Origin of the sequence: Stieleria maiorica (assembly GCF_008035925.1) — a bacterium.
Taxonomy (GTDB): Bacteria; Planctomycetota; Planctomycetia; order Pirellulales; family Pirellulaceae; genus Stieleria; species Stieleria maiorica.
The window spans coordinates 5,642,287-5,661,855 of sequence record NZ_CP036264.1 but is presented as its reverse complement, the minus strand read 5'-3'; the positions used below and the strand labels follow the sequence as shown (position 1 = coordinate 5,661,855).

At 60.7% G+C, this 19,569-nt stretch carries 18 protein-coding genes; 10 read left to right on the top strand and 8 right to left on the bottom strand.

Annotated elements, in window-relative coordinates; all coding sequences use genetic code 11:
* Positions 1–89: 89 nt before the first annotated feature.
* A complete protein-coding gene (locus Mal15_RS34925) occupies positions 90–1,067 on the bottom strand; it encodes a uracil-DNA glycosylase (protein WP_147869261.1) in 978 nt (325 codons plus the stop codon).
* 105 nt (positions 1,068–1,172) lie between these two features.
* On the opposite strand from Mal15_RS34925, the gene der reads away from it, so the two are divergent.
* Positions 1,173–2,510 (top strand): ribosome biogenesis GTPase Der, encoded by a 1,338-nt coding sequence (gene der, locus Mal15_RS19270; RefSeq protein WP_147869260.1) that lies wholly within the window; start codon positions 1,173–1,175, stop codon positions 2,508–2,510.
* 4 nt (positions 2,511–2,514) lie between these two features.
* Complete coding sequence (locus Mal15_RS19265; RefSeq protein ID WP_147869259.1) at positions 2,515–3,909, top strand: hypothetical protein; 1,395 nt, start codon at positions 2,515–2,517, stop codon at positions 3,907–3,909.
* Between the two features lie 54 nt (positions 3,910–3,963).
* Here Mal15_RS19265 and Mal15_RS19260 read toward each other — a convergent pair whose 3' ends face one another.
* Together Mal15_RS19260 and pgsA are read right to left on the bottom strand one after the other, a co-directional pair.
* Entirely contained in the window at positions 3,964–5,097 is a 1,134-nt protein-coding gene (locus Mal15_RS19260) for a CPBP family intramembrane glutamic endopeptidase (RefSeq protein ID WP_147869258.1), read from the bottom strand.
* Between the two features lie 7 nt (positions 5,098–5,104).
* The gene (gene pgsA / locus Mal15_RS19255; RefSeq protein ID WP_390623378.1) at positions 5,105–5,743 is read right to left on the bottom strand and encodes a CDP-diacylglycerol--glycerol-3-phosphate 3-phosphatidyltransferase; all 639 of its coding nucleotides are present in this window, start codon (positions 5,741–5,743) and stop codon (positions 5,105–5,107) included.
* A 366-nt stretch (positions 5,744–6,109) separates the two neighbouring features.
* Between pgsA and Mal15_RS19250 the strand changes: the two genes are divergently transcribed.
* From Mal15_RS19250 to Mal15_RS19230, 5 genes are all read left to right on the top strand, one after another.
* Complete coding sequence (locus Mal15_RS19250; protein WP_147869256.1) at positions 6,110–6,586, top strand: 3-hydroxyacyl-ACP dehydratase FabZ family protein; 477 nt, start codon at positions 6,110–6,112, stop codon at positions 6,584–6,586.
* Positions 6,583–7,422 carry an enoyl-ACP reductase FabI gene (locus tag Mal15_RS19245; protein WP_199773688.1) on the top strand — a complete coding sequence of 280 codons (840 nt, stop codon included), beginning with the start codon at positions 6,583–6,585 and terminating at the stop codon, positions 7,420–7,422. Before Mal15_RS19250 ends, Mal15_RS19245 begins: the two co-directional genes overlap by 4 nt.
* Positions 7,423–7,469: 47 nt before the next feature.
* A complete protein-coding gene (gene ilvE / locus Mal15_RS19240) occupies positions 7,470–8,327 on the top strand; it encodes a branched-chain-amino-acid transaminase (RefSeq protein ID WP_147869255.1) in 858 nt (285 codons plus the stop codon).
* Between the two features lie 408 nt (positions 8,328–8,735).
* Complete coding sequence (locus Mal15_RS19235) at positions 8,736–9,134, top strand: hypothetical protein (protein WP_147869254.1); 399 nt, start codon at positions 8,736–8,738, stop codon at positions 9,132–9,134.
* 345 nt (positions 9,135–9,479) lie between these two features.
* Positions 9,480–10,139 carry a 3-keto-disaccharide hydrolase gene (locus tag Mal15_RS19230; protein ID WP_147869253.1) on the top strand — a complete coding sequence of 220 codons (660 nt, stop codon included), beginning with the start codon at positions 9,480–9,482 and terminating at the stop codon, positions 10,137–10,139.
* A gap of 530 nt (positions 10,140–10,669) precedes the next feature.
* Here Mal15_RS19230 and Mal15_RS19225 read toward each other — a convergent pair.
* Positions 10,670–11,368 (bottom strand): RsmD family RNA methyltransferase, encoded by a 699-nt coding sequence (locus Mal15_RS19225; RefSeq protein ID WP_147869252.1) that lies wholly within the window; start codon positions 11,366–11,368, stop codon positions 10,670–10,672.
* A gap of 190 nt (positions 11,369–11,558) precedes the next feature.
* Between Mal15_RS19225 and Mal15_RS19220 the strand changes: the two genes are divergently transcribed.
* Positions 11,559–12,935 carry a peptidylprolyl isomerase gene (locus Mal15_RS19220; protein ID WP_147869251.1) on the top strand — a complete coding sequence of 459 codons (1,377 nt, stop codon included), beginning with the start codon at positions 11,559–11,561 and terminating at the stop codon, positions 12,933–12,935.
* Between the two features lie 200 nt (positions 12,936–13,135).
* On the top strand, positions 13,136–14,533 hold the full coding sequence (locus Mal15_RS19215; protein ID WP_147869250.1) for an asparagine synthase-related protein: 1,398 nt from the start codon (positions 13,136–13,138) through the stop codon (positions 14,531–14,533).
* Between the two features lie 157 nt (positions 14,534–14,690).
* On the opposite strand, the gene Mal15_RS19210 is transcribed toward Mal15_RS19215, so the two are convergent.
* On the bottom strand, positions 14,691–16,004 hold the full coding sequence (locus tag Mal15_RS19210; RefSeq protein WP_233902888.1) for a CCA tRNA nucleotidyltransferase: 1,314 nt from the start codon (positions 16,002–16,004) through the stop codon (positions 14,691–14,693).
* Positions 16,005–16,088: 84 nt separating this feature from the next.
* Between Mal15_RS19210 and Mal15_RS19205 the strand changes: the two genes are divergently transcribed.
* On the top strand, positions 16,089–16,532 hold the full coding sequence (locus tag Mal15_RS19205; protein WP_147869249.1) for an NUDIX hydrolase: 444 nt from the start codon (positions 16,089–16,091) through the stop codon (positions 16,530–16,532).
* A gap of 353 nt (positions 16,533–16,885) precedes the next feature.
* Here Mal15_RS19205 and Mal15_RS19200 read toward each other — a convergent pair whose 3' ends face one another.
* Genes Mal15_RS19200 through ubiE form a run of 3 tightly spaced genes read right to left on the bottom strand, consistent with a single transcriptional unit; the run spans position 16,886 to position 19,328 of the window.
* The gene (locus Mal15_RS19200; RefSeq protein WP_147869248.1) at positions 16,886–17,824 is read right to left on the bottom strand and encodes a 4-hydroxybenzoate octaprenyltransferase; all 939 of its coding nucleotides are present in this window, start codon (positions 17,822–17,824) and stop codon (positions 16,886–16,888) included.
* On the bottom strand, positions 17,821–18,525 hold the full coding sequence (locus Mal15_RS19195) for a UbiX family flavin prenyltransferase (protein ID WP_147869247.1): 705 nt from the start codon (positions 18,523–18,525) through the stop codon (positions 17,821–17,823). Before Mal15_RS19195 ends, Mal15_RS19200 begins: the two co-directional genes overlap by 4 nt.
* Positions 18,522–19,328, bottom strand: coding sequence for a bifunctional demethylmenaquinone methyltransferase/2-methoxy-6-polyprenyl-1,4-benzoquinol methylase UbiE (gene ubiE, locus Mal15_RS19190; RefSeq protein WP_147869246.1), 807 nt, complete (start codon positions 19,326–19,328; stop codon positions 18,522–18,524). The genes Mal15_RS19195 and ubiE overlap by 4 nt, the downstream gene beginning before the upstream one ends.
* Positions 19,329–19,569: the final 241 nt, after the last annotated feature.

Below are 19,569 nucleotides of genomic sequence, written 5' to 3'. Positions count from 1 at the left end.
AAGCGATCCTTTCGCTTGGCGGTGACATCCGCGATCCACACAGATTGTTCTGGTATTCCAAAACCGGTCAATACGAGTTTTTTACGCCGCTACATCAACCCCGCATCACGCAACATCAACTGCAGATCTTCCCAGGCCGCTTTTTTCGCGGCCGGATTGCGCAACAAGTACGACGGGTGATAGGTCACCAACACTTTGCTATCAAAGTAAGAATGGAATTTTCCTCGCAACCGTCCGACGGACAGTTTGGTTTGCAGCAGTGCTTGTGCGCTGACCAGGCCTAAGCAGACGATGTACTCGGGCCGCAAGATTTGGAACTGGGCTTGGAAGTACTCGCGACAGTTTTCGATCTCGGTCGGTTCGGGGTTTCGATTGTTCGGTGGTCGACATTTGACGGTATTCATGATGTAGACGTCTTCGCGCGCGAACTTGCAGGCCCCGATCATCTTGGTCAGCAACTGGCCGGCTTTACCGACGAAGGGCCGGCCTGACAGATCTTCCTCGCGACCGGGGCCTTCGCCGAAGAAGACGATCCGGGGCGTGACGTTGCCTTCGCCGAAGACCGTTTTGGTGCGGCACTTGGAAAGGATTTCGCAGCGGGTGCAGGCGGCGACGGTTTCGGCAAACGCGGCCAGTTGGGCGGCGCGGGCGTCGGCGGCCAGTGGCGGCCCGGCGTAGGGTTCGTTCGCGGCGGCCGAATCGCTTTGCAAGGCGAAGCCGGGTGCGGGGCTGCCGCCAGGCGGACTCGGCGCTGTCGCGGGCGCGGCGGGCTGGGCTGCGGCGGGCTGGGCTGCGGCGGGCTGGGCTGCGGCGGGCTGGGCTGCGGCGGGCTGGGCTGTGACCGGTGTTGCCGGGGCGGACGTCGGTCGGGATGCGGCTTCGGGCTGTGGTTGCGGTGTGTCCTGGCCGGCAACGCGGAATTGGGTCGCCAGGGCCTGTGTGGATTCGGCATCGGGGGTCGGCAGCCACTGGACGCCGATCCGCTGGAGATGTTCGGCCAATCCGGCGGCTTGGGCGAGCGTTGCGGCGGGGTCGGGCCCATCGATCGTTGGTTTTTCTTGCTCCATGGCACCATAGATAACACACGGCCTACTTGTTTTGCACCACGGCGTTTAACATACCACGCTGGTTTCCCCTTCCGTTCACGCTACGTTTGTCCGACAGACTGTTCCATGCCCGTCCCCCAAGTTGCGATCGTTGGCCGCCCGAATGTCGGCAAAAGCAGTCTCTTTAATTGGCTTGCCCGCCGCCGATTGGCGATCGTCGACGACTATGAAGGCGTCACACGCGACCGGATGACGACATTGATCGAGTCGGAGGGGCAATTTTTTGAGCTGACCGACACCGGGGGGTTGGGCATCGAAGACCCCGACGATTTGACGGCGGACGTGCGTCGTCAGATCGAATTGGCGATCAACTCGGCCGACGTGATTTTGTTGGTCGTCGACGTCCAGACCGGCTTGATGCCGCTGGACGAATTGGTCGTCGAGCGGTTGCGTGGGGTGGAACGCCCGGTGATTTTGGTCGCCAACAAGTCCGACCAGCGGCACCACGACGTGCATGCCGAGGAATTCCATCGCTTGGGGCGCGGCCATCTGATCACCGTCAGCACGACGCAGAATCGCAACCGCGAAGAGCTGCTGGAATTGATCCGCGATCGGTTGCCGCCGTCGGACGAGTCGATCAATGTGCCGACGATGAAACTGACGATCGTCGGACGCCGCAACGTCGGCAAAAGCACGTTCGTCAACACGTTGGCGGAAACCGATCGCATGATCGTCAGCGAAGTTGCCGGAACGACGCGTGACAGCGTGGACGTCCACTTTGAAGTCGACGGCCAGACCTTCATCGCCATCGATACGCCGGGGCTGAGAAAACGCAAGAGCCAACGCACGGACTTGGAATTCTACGGCATGCACCGCGCCCAGCGGAGCATCCGTCGCGCCGACGTCGTGCTGATGTTCTTCGACGCGGCCGAAACGGTCAGCAAGGTCGACAAACAACTGATCGGCTATGTCATCGACAACTACAAACCGTGCATCTTTGTGATCAACAAGTGGGATCTGCTGCACGACACGATGCCGACCGAACGTTGGGTCAGGTACCTGCGTCGTCAGTTCCCCACGCTTTCCTATGCGCCGATCGCGTTCATCACCGGACAGACCGGCAAGAACGTCAAAGCGCTACTGAATCACTCCAGCATGCTTTACAAGCAAGCCCGCGAGCGTGTCTCGACCGGACAACTCAACCGCTTGTTGCGCAGCGCGATCGAAGCCCATCAGCCGCCGCTGTATCAGAACCGTCGGCCCAAGATCTACTATGCCACGCAGGTTGCCACCGAACCGCCGACGATCGTGGTGATGTGCAACGAACCGAAGGCGTTTTCGAACGACTACAAACGGTATTTGATGAATGTGATGCGCGATCACCTGAAATTCGGTGAAGTGCCGATCAAGATGTACCTGCAGAAACGCGCACGCAACGACGAAGAAGACGCGATCAATCGCTAAGTCCATGAAGTTCAACGCCGCTCCGATTCGCTGGCTGCTGTTCGCCATCATCGGTGTCGCTGTGGCCGCCATCTCGGGGCGACTGGCCATGCACATGGTCAACGACACGCCCAGCTATGTGGATTATCCGCTGGGTTCGCTGACCGATGCATTGCTTTCGATTCGCACGCCCGGCTACCCGGTCTTTTTGGCGGTCGTCTCCGCGACGGTCGGCCTGTCGTGGGTTCCGCTGTTACAGGTGCTGTTGCATGCCACCGCGTCATGGTCCTTTACCGAAGCCCTGCATCGCCGCGGCATGCCCCTGCGTTCGGCGGGCGCCGCTGGCGGTTGCATCCTGGTCGGATGCACGGCGGCCGACCACATCAGCACGATCAGCACCGACGCTCCGGCGGCGTCGCTGGGGGTGATCACGGCGTCGCTGTTGATGAACGCGTGTCGGACCCGATCCGCGACTCAGACAGTGGCCTGCGCGATCGCCTGTGCGGTGGTCGCGATCATCACCATCTTCGTGCGACCGGCCTATTTGTTTCTCGTGCCCTGGATCGCCGTGACCGGATGGCTGTTGTTCGATCGCGGTGCGGTGGTCACGGCTGATGCCGATGCGGATGACGGGGCGGATGCGACGGTCGCTCCGTCGCGTTTATTAGGGCTGAAGATCGCGTGCGCGGTCGGCATCGTCGTCGTGGGCTGGATGTTCATTCGGAAGTTGGTGGTGTCCGACTTCGCCATCGCCCCGTTCGGCCATCAAAACCTTTCTGCCGTCCTGGTCCAGACGGTTCCTGCGGAGACGTTGCGAAATCTGCCTGGCGAATCCGCGGAACTAGGGCGACGTGTGGCCGACGAACTGACCCGCCGAGGATTTCAATTGCCCGATCCATCCGGCGGGTCGCTGCCCACGCTGACGATCGAACAGCAGTGGGGACAGATCAACTATGGCATCGTTTGGCCGTTGGCGCGTGAAGTCGATGCCAAGAAAGATGCGTCGAATCCGCTCGCGCCGGAAGTCCGGGTGCATCGGCAAATCGGCACGCTCAACCGTGCGATCCTGTCGCAATCGCCGACCGGCTATCTGCGTTGGTTGTTGCTGGCGGTTCGGCGCAGCGTTTGGGGGACGGCGGCGAACATCGCGATGCATCCGATTTTTTTGCCGACGGTTTTGCTGGGGTTGTTGTGGCTGCTGGTCAAGGTCGTCCGGCAACCGGCGATCGGTCCGATCGAGTTACCGGCCGGCTGGAATGCGTTTGCCATCGTCGCGATCACCTACGCGGTCTTCAGCATCGGGTTTGTGATTTTGACCAGCCCGCCGTTGGGACGATTCGCCGATGCCGGTGCGATCTTTTTGCCGGGGCTGGTCGCCAGCGTGGTGGTGGCGAACTTGGCCGCGGCGAGAGGTTCGTGAAGTTTCCGGGCGCCGCTCGCTAACGCTTCCCGCTGGCATGGTGATGCGCCGGTATCATAAACCCGCGTTGACGCGGCAAAATTCCATGCACAGCGTTGCCGTGTTGAGCAGGATGTGGACCACGATGACGGGGACGAGCCGGCCGGTGCGTTGGTACAAGAATCCCAGACCGACCGACAGAAAAAACAGCGGGATGGGCGCGGCGCCTTGTCCCAGGTGCATGGCGGCGAACAACAAACTGGTGGCGTAGACCGGCCAAGCCGAGGTCGGGTGCCAGGCCGTTGGCGGAGGCGATTGCGGTGAAAGCGCGGAAACCGGCAGGTCGGCGATCCGCTGCAGTCCGCCTTGCAGCAGCAAGCGAAACTGAAACTCCTCGACGATCGGCGTCACCAACGCGACGGACAAGAGCAACGCCAGGAACGTCTGCGGCCCCGTCTGTTCGGCCATTAAATCTGTCACCGTGTGTTCATACCGTACCAGTTGGGAGACCACCCAGTTGATCAACAGAACCGGTGTCAGAATCCAGACGGTCGCGAAAAGCCCGCGCCGAACGTCATTCCCGTTGGGGATCAAACTCAAATCCGCAAGGGTCAGACCTTGCGTCAGCCGCAGGAAGATCAAGGTCAGTCCCAAGGCGGTCAGGTTGGCGACGAAGTGGATTTTTACCTGGGTCACCAGTTTTTCAGCGGGGGCCTGTGCGTCAGCGGGGGCCGGTACGTCAGCGGGGGCCTGTACGTCAGCGGGGGCCTGTACGTCAGCGGGGGCCTGTACGTCAGCGGGGGCCTGTACGTCAGCGGGGGCCGGTACGTCAGCGGGGGCCGGTACGTCAGCGGGGGCCGGTACGTCAGCGGGGGCCGGTACGTCAGCGGGGGCCGGTGCGTCAGCATCCGCCGGCGCTTGATCGACGACCGCCGCGTCGCCGGCCGGTTGGTCAGCGGCGAGCGTTTGATGCAACAGTGACCCGGTCAAGATCATCACACCGAACATCAGCACAAAATCGAACACGCTCCAGCGGGGAAAGTGCTGGGGCAGCGGCGTGATCAGATGTTCGGACGCGTCGCCGCACAGGTTCCGTTTCCGCAGCCCGGACATCCAGCCGATCCAAAGCAGGCTGCCGACGACGACAACGGCCAACACGATGAACCAGACGATGAAGAAGCCGGCTTCGAATAGGGTTTCACGCTGCATCGGGCCTTCATTCCGGATCGTCGGGTTCGTCCTGCATCAGCCTGGCGGCGGCCAAGGTGTAATCGTAGCCTGAATACACGGTCAACAGAATGGACGACCAAACCAGCCCCAGCGTCGTGAACGTCAACCAGGCGGGCGATGTTTCGTATTGCAGATAAATCAGCGAGGAGACGACGGCGGCACACTGCAGGACCATCTTCCATTTTCCCAACCAACTGGCCGAAAAATCTTTGCCGCTGCCCTCGACCATTCCCCGCAAACTGGTCACCAGCAGTTCGCGTCCGACGACCAGGGTCGCCATCCACGAAGCGATCGGTGATCTGGCGACCCCGACCAAGGCGATGAACGAGCCACAGATGATGATCTTGTCCACGAACGGGTCAAAAATCCGGCCGAACTTGGTGACTTGACCGTATTTGCGGGCCCAGTAACCGTCCATCCAATCGGTCGAGGCGGCGACGAGAAACACGATGGTCGCGGCAAGGAAAAAGTTCAACGGAATCAGCGCCATCACGGCGATCGCCATCGCAAACCGAATGCTCGTCAACGCGTTGGGAACGTTGTAGATCGACCGTTTCCCGGTGGTGCGGACCAATTCGGGAGTCGAATCAGGAGCGGGGGATTGCGGTGTCGACGGCAAGGGCACTGGCTTTGGGGGTTTCTTCGGGATCGTCGAAGCTGCACCGGGTGATTCCGCACCGTGGAGCGATTCACAGGCGACTTCAGCACAACGGATTCGGCACAAGGGATCTCTGACATGATGATCGTCTGTGGCCGAGGAGGAAAGGGGCACGGCGGGTTTTGGGCCTGATGACGATGCAGAGCCCGTTCTGTTGGCGATGCTTCGCAGACCCGTCTCTGATGTGGGCATGTGTTTTCATCAAATCAGCCTCCCGACAGGCATCGGCGTTTGCATCGCCTACGATGGCTGTTTTCTCCCCCGGCTTTGCGGGGGCCTCTCCTGTCCACCAGCCGTCTTGGCGCTGCGGCGATCAACACTTCAATTACGCCCATGAGTACCCGAGAAATAGAACAGGCGATTCCCCACCGCCCGCCGATGCGGTTGATTGACGAAATCTGTGAGCGGGACGAAACGTCGATCGTATGCCAAAAGACGTTTTCGCCGGAAGAATTTTTCGTCCAAGGCCACTTCCCGGACCAGCCGATCGTGCCGGGAGTGATCCAGTGCGAATGTTGTCTTCAGGCCGGCGCCGTGTTGCTGCATCAGCGGATGGAGCAGTCGCCGGACAGCGTTCCCGTGGCGACCCGCATGGACGGCGTGAAGTTTAAACGCATGGTCCGCCCGGGTGACACCGTCCAGATTCACGTCACGCTGAACGATCAGGTCAGTAATGCGTTCTACCTGACCGGCAAAATGATGCTCCGCGGAAAACTCGCGATGCGGCTGGATTTCGCGGTCAGCATCACCCAAACCGATCCGTCGGCTGGGAGCACAGAGTCGGCTGGGAGCACAGAGGAGAAACGATGAGTGGAAGTGAGACCCCGCCGGCGGTGATGGATTTCTTGCAGATGTCTGGCAAGACCTACTTGGTCCTGGGCGTCGCCAACAAGAAAAGCGTGGCCTATGCGATCGCCCGCATCATCGAACAGTCCGGCGGAACGGTGATTTATGCCGTCCGCAGCCAGGCCCGGCGGGAAAGCACGGCCAAACTGTTGCGAGACCGCGACGTGCGGGTTTGCGACGTCGAGCACCAAGACCAGATCGACGCCTTGGCGAACCAGCTGGCCGAGGAAGGTGTCGAGTTGGCGGGAATGGTGCATTCGATCGCGTTTGCCGACTACCCCGATGGCATTCGGCCGTTTCACGAAACAACGCGTCAACAGTTTTTGCAAGCCGTGGACATCTCCGCCTACTCGCTGATCAACCTGGCCAACGCGCTCAAGGGCCGGTTCGTCACCGACGCGTCGGTCGTCACGATCGGCATCAGCACCACGCGGATGGCCAGCGAAAGCTATGGGTTCATGGCCCCGATCAAGGCGGCGCTGGAATCGTCGCTGGCCTTTTTGACCAAATCATTCAGCCGATTCAGCCGCGTTCGATTCAACGCCGTGGCCGCCGGATTGCTGAAAACGAGCGCCTCGGCAGGCATCCCCGGCTACGTGGATTCGTACCTTTACGCCGAACAAGTCATCCCCCGCAAAGAGGCGGTCAAGACGGAAGAAGTTGCCCAGACGGCAGCCTTCCTGCTGTCGCCACGCAGTAGCGGGATCACGGCCCAATCGTTGGTTGTCGACGCTGGAATGTCGATCAACTATTTTGACGCCTCCGTCGTCGGTGCCGTGACCGATTCCCAACTCGGCTGATCCCTTTCCCAATCCCCCCAAAAACGCACTCCGTTCCTGCAATCGACATGTCCCGACAGATCTATATCAACGGTCAGTTCCATGCCCCCGAAGACGCCAAAATCAGCGTCTATGATCACGGTCTGCTCTACGGCGATGGCGTCTTCGAAGGGATGCGCAGCTACGGCGGAAAAGTCTTTCGCTTGAAAGAGCACCTGGACCGGTTGGACGAATCGGCGCGGGCGATCAATCTGCAGTTGCCGGTCTCGCTGGAGCAACTTGCCGCCGACACCAACGAAACCGTCTCCCGCAACGGAATCGTGGACGGCTACATCCGCTTGTTGGTCACCCGCGGCGCCGGCCCGTTGGGGTTGGACCCGTTCAAGTGCTCCGACCCGCAAGTCATCATCATCGCCGACAGCATCACGTTGTATCCCGAATCGTTCTACGATAACGGGCTGGATCTGGTCACCGCGTCGACCATTCGCAATCACCCGGCGGCGCTCAGCCCGCGGATCAAGTCGCTGAACTATCTGAACAATATTCTGGCCAAGATGGAGGGGCTGAAAGCCGGCTGCATCGAAGCGTTGATGTTGAATCACAAGGGGGAAGTCGCCGAATGCACCGGCGACAATCTGTTCGTGATTAAGCATGGGCGGTTGAACACCCCGCCGATCGAAGCGGGCATTCTGGAAGGCGTCACCCGCAACGCCGTTTTGGAATTGGCTCGAGAGGCGGGAATCGAAACGACCGAATTGCCGATGACACGGCACGACATCTACGTCGCCGACGAGTGCTTTCTGACCGGTAGTGCTGCCGAAGTCATCCCCGCAGTGACTTTGGACGGACGGAAAATCGGCGACGGCAAAGTCGGCCCGATCACGCAACAGCTGAACAAGGCGTTCCGCGAACTGGTGCGGAAATAGACGCCTGCTGCCCGTTCCCCCTCATTCTCCCGGCTGTAATCAATTCGAACACGCAGGGTGGCCGATGACTGTTTGTGCAGCAGCAGACGACTCGGAGTGCGTGGGGCAGGCCGGGTCGGAACACTGCCAGCAGAAAGTCGAGCGACCTGGGTTTTCTCGAAGTGCTTGCCGGAAACGGCAGGTGCGTTGGGGCAGAAAACCTGGGTCGTCTCGCATGCGCCGAGTGTGCCGAAACGGCGATTCCACTCGAAAACCCTCCAAAAAAGCTCTCCCCGATTTGACTTTCCGGTCGATTTGAGCGTTAATTAGGGCAATCAGTTGAGCAACACTGATGCCCCACCCACCTCAGCCCCCTATCTTGGGCATGCCTCCAACGCCGAGGCATCGATTATTCCCCGGAGACACTGCATGAAACGGTTCGCGATCCTATTTGGTTGTCTCGCTCTTTTGGCCAGCCCGGCGTTGGCGACGAGCGAATTCAGCAAACAATGGAAGAATAAATACCTCAGTGGCGATGACGTCGACGCGGACTTCGTCAAGAAAGCGCGCAAGCACGGTTGCTACATTTGCCACGTCAACAAAGAAGACAAGAAAAAGGTTCGCAACGAGTACGGCAAGGCGATCCACGAGTTCCTGAAGGCGGAAGACTTCCCCAAGGACTGGGTCAAAGAGAACCCGGAAGAAGCTGAAAAGTTGATCTACGCCGGGTTTGAAAAGGCGGGTGAAAAGAAGAGCAAAGACGGCAAGACGTTCGCCGAAAAGATCAAGGCAGGTGAAGTCCCCGCGACCGACTCCGGCAAAGAGTAGTCGTCGATTCGGACGATCGCTGGAAAAAACACAAACGCTTGCAGCACTGCGGTGCCGCAGGCGTTTTTTTTGCCCGCTTAAGTATCAAGGCCCGCGGCTAGCGCCGTCGGCTCACTAGGCCCGTGCCATTCGTCCCTGGGCGGTTGATTTAATCAGCCACGGTTCTCGCCGCAACAAAACCGGGGCTAGCGCTCATCGGCTGATCGTTAGCTTGTTCATTTCGATTAAATTAATCAGCCGTTCCATACTCGGGCCGGCGTTGCGACGTCCCAGTGGCACTGCATCGCGAAACAAACTCCCTCGGCCACTCCTGGCCTTCACCCCCCCACACAAGAGTCTCTTAAAATGCGCGTTTTCGTCTGTTCACTTGCCGTTGCCCTGGGATGCATCCTCAGCTGCCACGTCGCCACCGCCGAATCACCCGAATCGGAAGACGGGTTCATCAAGATCTTCGACGGCAAGACGATGGAAGGTTGGAAACTGGCCGAGGAAAACACGGACGCTTGGCATGTCGAGGACGGAAAACTGGTCTGTGATGGCGAGCGTTGCCATGCGTTTTACGCCGGGCCGTTGGCGCCGATGAAGGACTTCCACTTCAAGGCCGAAGTGATGACGACGCCGGGCAGCAACGCCGGGATCTATTTTCACACCAAGTACCAACCGACCGGCTGGCCCAAGTTTGGCTATGAATGCCAAGTCAACGTGTCACACGGCGACCCCAAGAAGACCAGCAGCTTGTACGCGGTGGAGAACGTTTCGGCCGACGATCTGGCGGCCGCCGGGATCAAAGACAACCAGTGGTACACGCAAGAGATCATCGTCACCGGTCGACGGATTCAATTGATCGTCAACGGAAAGACGATGGTCGACTACACCGAACCGGAAAACAAACCCGCGTTCGACAAGAACTTTGAACGACGACTGGACGAAGGCACGATCGCGCTGCAAGCCCACGACCCCAAGAGCGTGTGCTACTTCCGTAACCTACGCGTCAAACCGCTGTAGGGCTGCGGCGCTCGCAGCCCCGTCCGAGCCGCCACGACACATCACGCACGGAACGTCGACTGTACAAGTGACGGATTGGAGCGTCGCGGAAGTCGCAACGACTTTTGCAACGCGGGCCCTCTCTGGCGTTTGCTTGCTGCGCAAACGCCGTCTCTCGAGGTCATGCGGCTTTGAGTTAAGGCGAACCCACTTTGGAAGCATTGATGTCAACACAAAGTACAATGGCTGCCTTCTCCTCCGGCTTTGCCGGGGAGAAGGGCCGGGGATGAGGGGGCCAGCTGCGAGATGATCGTCGCTGTTATGGTGGCTCAGACGGCTCGGGTGTACGGCCCCTCACCCCCCAGCCCCGCTCCCCAAAACAGATCGCGGTCATCGTCCTTCCGCGATCAAATTCTGTTTGCGCGATCTGTTTTGGGGAGCGGGGAGCCATGCTCTAAATTGCGGACCGATTTGTGTAGACACCAATGCACTGGAAGGGAGGGTGGGATCGTAAACGCCTGTTAAAACAGATGCCCCCGGCATGAGTGACGTCACATCCGCATGCCGCAGATCATCGGCGGCTCGATCAGTGATAGTCGCGTGCCGCCGTACAGTCGATGGTCCCATTGGCCCGGCGGCAGCTTGGACTCGTCGTAATGCTTGTCCGTCTCGGCGATGATCAGGCTGCCCGGCGGGGAGTGGTCCATCGCCGACCGGATCAATCCCTGCAGCGGTTCGGCGGCGCTGTCCCACATCGCGTAGGGGGGGCAGAGGAAGACGATTCGCGGCGTGTCCTCCAGCGGCGCGTCCGCGGCGGCCGGCCCCAACAAGCTGCTGCCCAGCCGGAACGCATCACCGTACAGCAACTTGATTTTCGAGGTCACTCCCAGCGTCTCGGCGGTCGATTCCAAAAACGCGTGTGCCCGGCGATTCTTTTCGATCGCGATCGCCGACGACGCTCCGCGGCTGAGCGCTTCAAAGGCGACCGCGCCGGTTCCGGCAAACAAATCGACCACGTTTGCCCCCTTGATCCGCGGCCCGATGATGTTGAACAGGCTCTCCCGGACGCTGTCCTTCATCGGCCGCGTGAATTCTGCACCGTGATAAACCACCGTCCGACCACGCATCGATCCGCCGATGATCCGCAGTTTTTGCGGGCGGCGTTTTTGCGGTTTTTTGGGTGCGGCGGGGGGATCGTTCGATTCGATCGATCCGGATCGCGGGCGACGCGGCTTGCGGGAGCGGTTCATATCGGAAAGTATACGCGGGCAGCGGTTTTTCGCGATCCCCGCTCGATCCATGCGATCCGATAGGTTCGGCCCATCCGCCGCCCGCCCGCGGCAGGCTGCGTCGAAAACCGAAACGGCGGTCGATGCGTAGTGCTGCTGAACTTGGCTCTCCAGCCGCCGGATCCCCCACCCGCAGACACCGACAAGCTCAATGATCGCCCGCAGCCCATTCAACACCCGTTTTCTCCTCTGCCTTGTCGCGGCATTGTCATTGGGGCCGGCTCAGGGAGTTTTCAGCCAAGGAGTAAAAGGAGTAATCAGCCAGGGAGCAGCGGGACAGGATGCCGCTAGCCAAGAGTCCACTGCGGGGCTGACGGACGCCGCCGATGACCACCAAGGGCACAATCACGGTGTCGGCGTGGGGGATGTCGGGGCCGCCGAGTCGGCGAGCGCCCCGATCGACTCCGCCGCCGAGACCGCGGCGATGATCAAGGAGTTCAAGGAGAAAGCGCCTCCGGAGTTGATCGATGAGGGCTTGGCCGCGGCAGAGAAATTCGTCGCCGCCTCGGATGAATTCAAAGCCAAGGTGTTGCAGATGCGACACCACTACATCTTGTTTGTCAACGGATACAACGAAGATCGCCAGCGGTACTTTGTGCTGCGAAATGAAAGCCGGGAGCTGATGAACCAGTTGTATCGAAAGGCGCTCGATGTGATCGACTTCTTTCCGCATCCGGTGGCGATGCGGTATGTCGTGACGATTTTGGAGCAACGTTTCAAACACGATGTGTACGACGCTGAAACGCTGGAAGGTGCTGCGAAGTTGCTCGATTACGGCGTCCGGCTGCGATACGTCGCCCTAGCCGCAGCCCGCGCCGGAATGTGCGCCGGAGATTTCCCGCTGGCCGAAAGTCTGTACCAGAATCTTCAGGAGGACGAGATCGAGGACCAGGACAAGGCGATGATGATTCAATTTGACGCCATCAAAAAACAATTCGAAACCGAACAGGCACAGTTGCGAAACGATCCCGAGGATCTTCCGCAGGTGCGTTTGAAAACCTCGCGTGGCGAAATCATCGCCGACCTGTACATTCACGAAGCGCCGTCGACGGTCGCGCACTTCATCAACTTGGTGGAAAGCGGTTTTTACGACGGGCTGGATTTTTTCCAAGTCGTCGAGGGGCTGTTGGCATTGACCGGCGATCCGCTGGGCGACGGCAGCTCACGGCCCGAACGATACTTGGCCGATGAACATGGTCGTGACATCGTCCGAATGCCCTTGGCCGGATCGCTGGTGATGGCAAAACTGCCTGGCCCCGACAAGGACTTCATCCCCAACACCGCCGGCACCCAATTCGCCATCCTGTTCATGCCGCTGCCATCGGTTAGCGAGCAACAGACGGTGTTCGGTCGCATCGTCAAAGGCCTGGACGTCCTGGGAGCGCTGCGGAGGGTGGATCCGCACAAGGAAAAGAAGAAAGGTGAGGTGATCCTGCCGCCGGATCGAATCCTGGAGGCAGAGATTCTGAATCGCCCTGAAACGCTGCCCGAAGTGATCTACGCCGACCCACCGGTGATGCTGCCGTAGGCTGAGACGCGCCGCAGGTGCCGGCGGGAAGCGTCAGCGAGCGGCCGTCGGTCAACTCCACCACCACGGCCTGCCACTGGCTTACGCCACGTGCTGGCATCTCATGCCGGCGGTAAGCGTTAGCGAGCGACAGGCGATACCGTTACACTACGCTCTTTGCGTCTGCCCCAACTCCCAACTCCCTCACGCTTTGCACGCCGATGTCTCAATCGCTCGAACCAACGTCGCGCACCACCACCTACGATGGACAAGCTCCGGCGCTGATCGATCGCGTCGTCAACCTGATGGACCCGGGCGGTGACGTCCTGTTGAACGTGACACACGAGCAAGCCTGCGCGGCGGTTCGCAGCGGTGACGCCGAAGCCGTCCGACGGATCCGCGGCCAGTTCGCCATCTGTCAACAACAGGGCAAGACGATCCGCATGGCGCGGTCGATCGGTCGACCGATGCGTTACTTCTTGGCCAAACGCGCCGAAGGCCCGGCGCTGATCATCGCCGAACGGATGAGTCAGATCATCGAGCAATTGAAGATCGAAGGGTTGGCCGATCAGTTTCATCCCTCGTACACCCGAATGGTGCCGGCCCATTACCTGCTGGAACTCCAGTTGGTCGGTTGCCCCGATCCGAACCCCGAACTGACCCGGTACTTTGCCCCCGAACGCAATCGGTTGCCGGCCGACGTCGACGCCATCGGTGCGGCGTACATCGAACGACTGGCGGAGGTGATCGACCAGTACCTGGTGACGATTCCCGACGACCAGCCGATCGGCGTGATGTTCAGCGGAGGAATCGACAGCGGTTCGATTTTGGTGTTGGTCGATTACTTGCTCCGTCGACGTGGCCATTCATCGTCTCGGATCAAAGCGTTCGCGCTGTCATTGGAAGGCCGCAGCGAAGATGTCGATCAAGCGCGGCAGTTTCTCAAAGCGATCAACTTGGAGATGTTGCTTGAACCGATCGACGTGGCCCTGGCCGACGTGCGTTGGCAGGACGCCGTCGCGTCGATCGAAGATTACAAACCGCTGGATGTTCAATCGGCAACGATGGGGTACGCGCTGCTTCGCGAGATCCGTCGACGCTATCCCGATTGGAAGTACTTGATCGACGGTGACGGCGGGGACGAAAACCTGAAAGATTACCCGATCGAAGACAACCCGGAACTGACCATCCGTAGCGTCCTGGGCAACCGCATGCTGTATCAAGAGGGCTGGGGCGTCGACGCGGTCAAACACTCGCTCGTTTACAGCGGCGGGCAAAGTCGCGGCCACAGTCGCACCAGTGCACCGGCGGCCGAATTCGGATTCCAGGGCTTCAGCCCCTACGCCGTGCCGGACGTGATCGAAATCGCCGAAGCGGTGCCGTTTGTCGCGCTGACCGATTGGGATCACGAAAAACTGTACGCGCTCAAAGGAGACATCGTCGCCGCGGGCATTCGCCAGGTGACCGGAGTCGAGATGCCGGTCTACAAGAAACGACGCTTTCAACACGGCGCGGCCGACCCGAAAGCGTTCGAGCGGCTGTTCCCCAAAAACGAGCACACCTACCGCGACGAATTCGCCCGCATGATCCGGGCCAAAACGCCCGAGGCGTTGCGTTAGGGCCGTGGGGGGACGACTATCGCTGAATTTAGCGACGCTCGCGGAGCAGTCATTCCGCAATAGGACCAAATAGGACCAAATAGGACTTATGGGACCTATGCGTCCTATCAGTCCCATTCGTCCTATCACGCACACGACCGCCCGCACAGCAATCCAGCTATCCCAGTCGCTCCACCAACGCCAGCGCCTCTTCCGGCGTGGTGATCTGACCGTCCAGCTGGGCGTCGCGCGCCGCTTGCAACCAGGATCGAAATTGGGGGCCGGGTTGATAACCGGCCGCCCGCAGCGCATCGCCTGTGAGCAGGGGTTGGGGATCGAGTTGTTCACGCGGCCATGACCGCGCTTTGCGGGCCAGATCGACGCCGGCTTGGGGTAATTCTTCGGCGCAGGTAATCGCCGCGGCGACTTGCAGCACACAATCGGCATCGCGATCGACCAGCGTCGGCTGGACTTGCGACCACGTTCGCTGGTGGGCACCGGCGATGATCGGCCAGCGCCGCGTCGCCGCGGTGATGCGACGGGATTCCTCGCCCGACAGCCGCCATCGTTGGGTGATCTGGTCGATCAGTGATTCCAGCGGCGGCGCGGCGGGGTTTTCGCTGATCAGGTACAGGATCAACGCCATCGAGGAGTCGAACGCCAACGCATCGCGATGCCCCAGATGGTTCACCAAACAAGCCGGGTCGACGAAGTGGATTTCCGGCAAAATCAATCGGTCCAGTCCCGACTCGATCAACAGTTCCAGACCGCGCGGTGCGTGCATCGACACCACAATGCGTCGCATCTCCGCGCCGATCCGTTCGGCGCTGACGACGGCGATCTCGGGGGCACGGGCGACGATTTCCGCTTTGGTGGCCGGGTCGAGTTCAAATCCCAGCGTGGTCGCGAACCGGACCGCCCGCAGCATCCGCAACTTGTCCTCTTCGAAACGTTGATCCGCGGCGCCGATGGTTTGCAACCGTCGCGCGGCCAGATCGACTTGGCCACCAACAAAATCGATCACCTTTTCTTCAGCGGGATCGAAGAACAATCCGTTGATCGTGAAATCTCGCCGCAGGGCGTCGTGTTTGGCATCGCCGTAGTGGACCTTGTCCGGGCGTCGGCCGTCGCTGTACTCGCCGTCGCTGCGAAAGGTCGCGACCTCGGTCGGGTGGACGTGGTCGAGGGATTCCGTTGATCTGTCGCGGCGTTTTTCCGGCAGCACGCCGATCACTCCGAACGACGCACCGAAGGCGAGTGTGTTTCGCCGACCGAAGATCTCGCGGACCCGGTCGGGGGTGGCGTCGGTCGCCACGTCAAAATCTTTCGGTTCACGACCGAGCAACGCATCACGGACGCATCCGCCGGCGAAGTACGCGACGTGGCCCCGCTCGCGCAAGCGCGCACAAATCCGGATCGCCTCGGCCAGCGACGCCTGTGTTTCGCGCGAGTGGTCGCTGGCGGAATCGAAAAGGGGACCGATTTTCGTCAATGTTTCGCGGTGGATCGAGGATGTTTTCGTCGCCGAGGCGGATCACGATTGTCGATCCGCCCGCATTCGGTTACAAGCTGGGATATGAATTCTCCCCCGATCAAGCCGAGGACGCGCCGAAAACGAGGCGTCGTCGCCGTCGTGTTCCGCGATGCGAAACTGCTGATCATCCGTCGCTCATTGACGGTGACCGCACCGGGAAAGCTCTGCTTGCCGGGGGGAGCGATCGAAAAAGGAGAAACGGAGCAGCAAGCCCTGGTTCGCGAAATGCAGGAAGAGCTTGCCATCGACGTCACTCCCGCCGCCCTATGCTACCGCAGTGTGACCGCCTGGGGCACCAATCTGGCCTGGTGGCATGCTCACTTGGAGTACGACCATCACCCGGTCGCCAACCCCGACGAAGTCGCCGAGGTGTTCTGGATGAGCCGCGAGGAGGTGCGAAACGCACCCGACGTGCTGCCCAGCCTGCCGCCCTTCCTGGTCGCTTGGGAACAGGGCGAAATCGAGCTGGATTGCGAGTGGGGCTGAGGGGCCTTGGGCCGAGCGATTGTCAGGGGGAGGCCCGCAGGCATGCGCCAAACGCACCGACTCGATGAGCCGACGGCGCTAGCCGCGGGCCTTGGATTGCCCTTCGAGACTTGTAAGACCCGAGGCTTGCGCCTACGGCTTTTGTAAGGCCCGAGGCTAGCGCCTACGGCTCTTGTAAAGCCAGAGGGTAGCGCCTACGGCTCAGTTTGTGATCGAAAGTTGGTGGCATTGGGCTTGCGCCACACGGCTGGTCATCGAATGAGATCAGCGGGGTCGCGCCGGCGTCCGGCCCCCCATTTTTTGACCAGTCCATCTTTTGGCCCTCTCCGCTCCGCTGCCGCGAGAACCAATCGCTACAACCACAGGCAGTCGATCGATCCGGCGACCAGCAACAAAACGCTGATCGCCACATTGGCATGGAAGAACGCCTCGTTGACTCGGTTTAAATCGTTGGGCCGCACCAGCGTGTGCTGTCGCACCACCAACCCCGCGATGCACGCCAGTGCGATCCAATACAGCCAGCTGAATCCGACATCCGGGGCCAATCCGGGCAGCAACGCCAGGACGATCAGCATCACCAAATGGGATGCCGCTGCGATTCGAAACGCACCGGCCACGCCGAACCGGCTGGGAACACTGTGCAGCCCCGCGGCGGCGTCAAACGCTTGATCTTGGCACGCGTAAATGATATCGAATCCGGTCACCCAGGCGGCGACCGATGCCGCTAGTAACAAGGGCGCAATCAGATCGCTGATCGGATCCAGCGACGACGGTCCACGGATCGCAACCCAGGCGCACAGCGGCGACAGACTGAGCGCGACGCCCAACCACAAATGCGCCGCGCTGGTAAATCGCTTGGCCAGTGAATACCCCAACAAGAACAGCAACACCGGGACAGATGCTGCCAGCGGGATCCAGTTGGGCAAAAACAACGCGGTCGACGCGACGAACACGACACTGCAGCCCACGGTGAACCACAACACGGACTTGCGAGACAGGATGCCGGCGGGGATGTGACGTCCCTTGGTGCGTGGGTTTTCGGCGTCGATCTTGTGGTCGACCAACCGATTGAACGCCATCGCCGCACTCCGCGCCGCAACCATGCAGACCAGAATCCCGACCAAGTCTCGAATTCGGATGTCGACCGACTGGCCGCCCGGCAGCGGTGTCGCGATCGCCATCACGGTCGCCAGGGCCGCAAAGGGCAGCGCGAACAAGGTGTGGCTGAATCGAATCAGTCCCAGCCAGTCGGCCAATCGCCCACCGCCGGTCGGCGTGTGATTAGAAGTCATGATCCGTCCTTCCATCGCTGGATCAATCGGTTGTCCAGTTCCAGTTGGTCCAAGATCCTGCTGACGACAAAATCGACGAGCGAGTCGAGTGAATCGACACCGTGGTACCAACCCGGCATCGCCGGCAAGATCACCCCGCCGGCTAACGCGATCTTGTGCATGTTTTCCAACTGCAAGGCACTGACCGGAGTTTCGCGGGGGACGACGACCAGTTTACGGTGTTCTTTCAAGTGCACCTCTGCTGCGCGCTGAATCAGGTTGCTTGCCGCCGCACGGGCGATCCCGCTGAGCGTGCTGCCGCTGCAGGGACAAACCACCATCGCGCTGGTGCGGAAAGAACCGCTGGCGATCGGAGTCATGTAGTCGTCGTGCTGGTGATAATAAAACCGGCCGGCCAAGGCGCTGTCCCAATCGGTTTCCTGAATCAGTTGGCGATGTCGATCGGTTGACCAGGCGGGAATGTAGGAAACCAGTCGGTTCAGATTCAGCTGGCGCAGGTTGATCGCCAGTCCCGTTTCCTGGGTGATCACCGCCGCGCCACTGGGGCTGATCGTCACGTGGACGTCGATCTCGGCGGCGGCCAGCGACTGGAGCAACCGTATGGCATACATCGCTCCGCTGGCGCCGGTGATCCCGACCACGACCGGATTCCGCCTCGCGGTCGGATGCCCGGTGACGTGCGATGAAACGGTCGAACTCATGGGGACGCTCCACTCGGTTCGTCGGCGAGCGGTTTGGTGCCTTCGTAAATCGTGCACACGCCGAAGGTCAGCGGGGTGAATTTAACGTCGGTCAAGCCCGCCGCCAGCATGCGATCGGCCAGGGCTTGGCCGTCGGGGAACCGGCTGACCGAATCGGGCAGGTAGGAATAGGCCGACTTGTTGTTCCGGGCGAACCACTGTCCGACTTTGGGCAAGATGTGCTTGAAGTAGAAGTTGTAGGTTTGCCGCAGTCCCATCATCGTCGGCTTGGAGAACTCCAACACCATGACTTGGCCGCCCGGGCGACACACCCGTGTCATCTCTTGCAGCCCCCGGTCGGTGTCGGCGACGTTCCGCAATCCGAAGGCGACGGTCACGCACTGGAATCGGTCGGCGGGAAAGGGCAGTTGTTGAGAGTCGGCTTCCAGAAATTCGATCGATTCGGACCGTGTTCCCGCGACGCGTTTACGCCGTGCGATCTCCAGCATCGCGTAACAAAAGTCGCTGCCCACGACCGCGACGTCCTCGGGGGCTGCGTCGGCGATCGCGATCGCCAGGTCGCCCGTCCCGGTGCACACATCCAGTGCGGGCACGCCGGGGGCAAGACGCAATCGTTTGACCGCCTGGGTTCGCCAATACTTGTCGATGTTCAACGACAACAGATGGTTCATCAGGTCGTAGCGCGGCGCGATCTGGCGAAACATTTCGCGCACCCGGGCGTTGCTCTTGTCCAATTCCCCCGCTGACGATTGGGGCGGCGGGGCGCTGCGCGTCGGTTCGTGCTCGGTCACGTTGGCGGTCATCGAATCTTCGGTTGTGGGGAGAAACACTAGGTTCTGGCATGCGGATCCCGATTTGGGAAGGACAGGGCAGAGAACCGCGAAAAGTGAACGGGGAAAAACAGCGGATTCCTGGAAAATCTTGCCGCATGACCGGCGAAATGGTGCGGTTTCGGGCAGTCACCCTCCTCGTTCCCCGGCTCCGCCTGGGAACGGAAGTTTCCAGAGGCTCCGCCTCTGGCTGCGTAAACTCCTTCGATTCGTT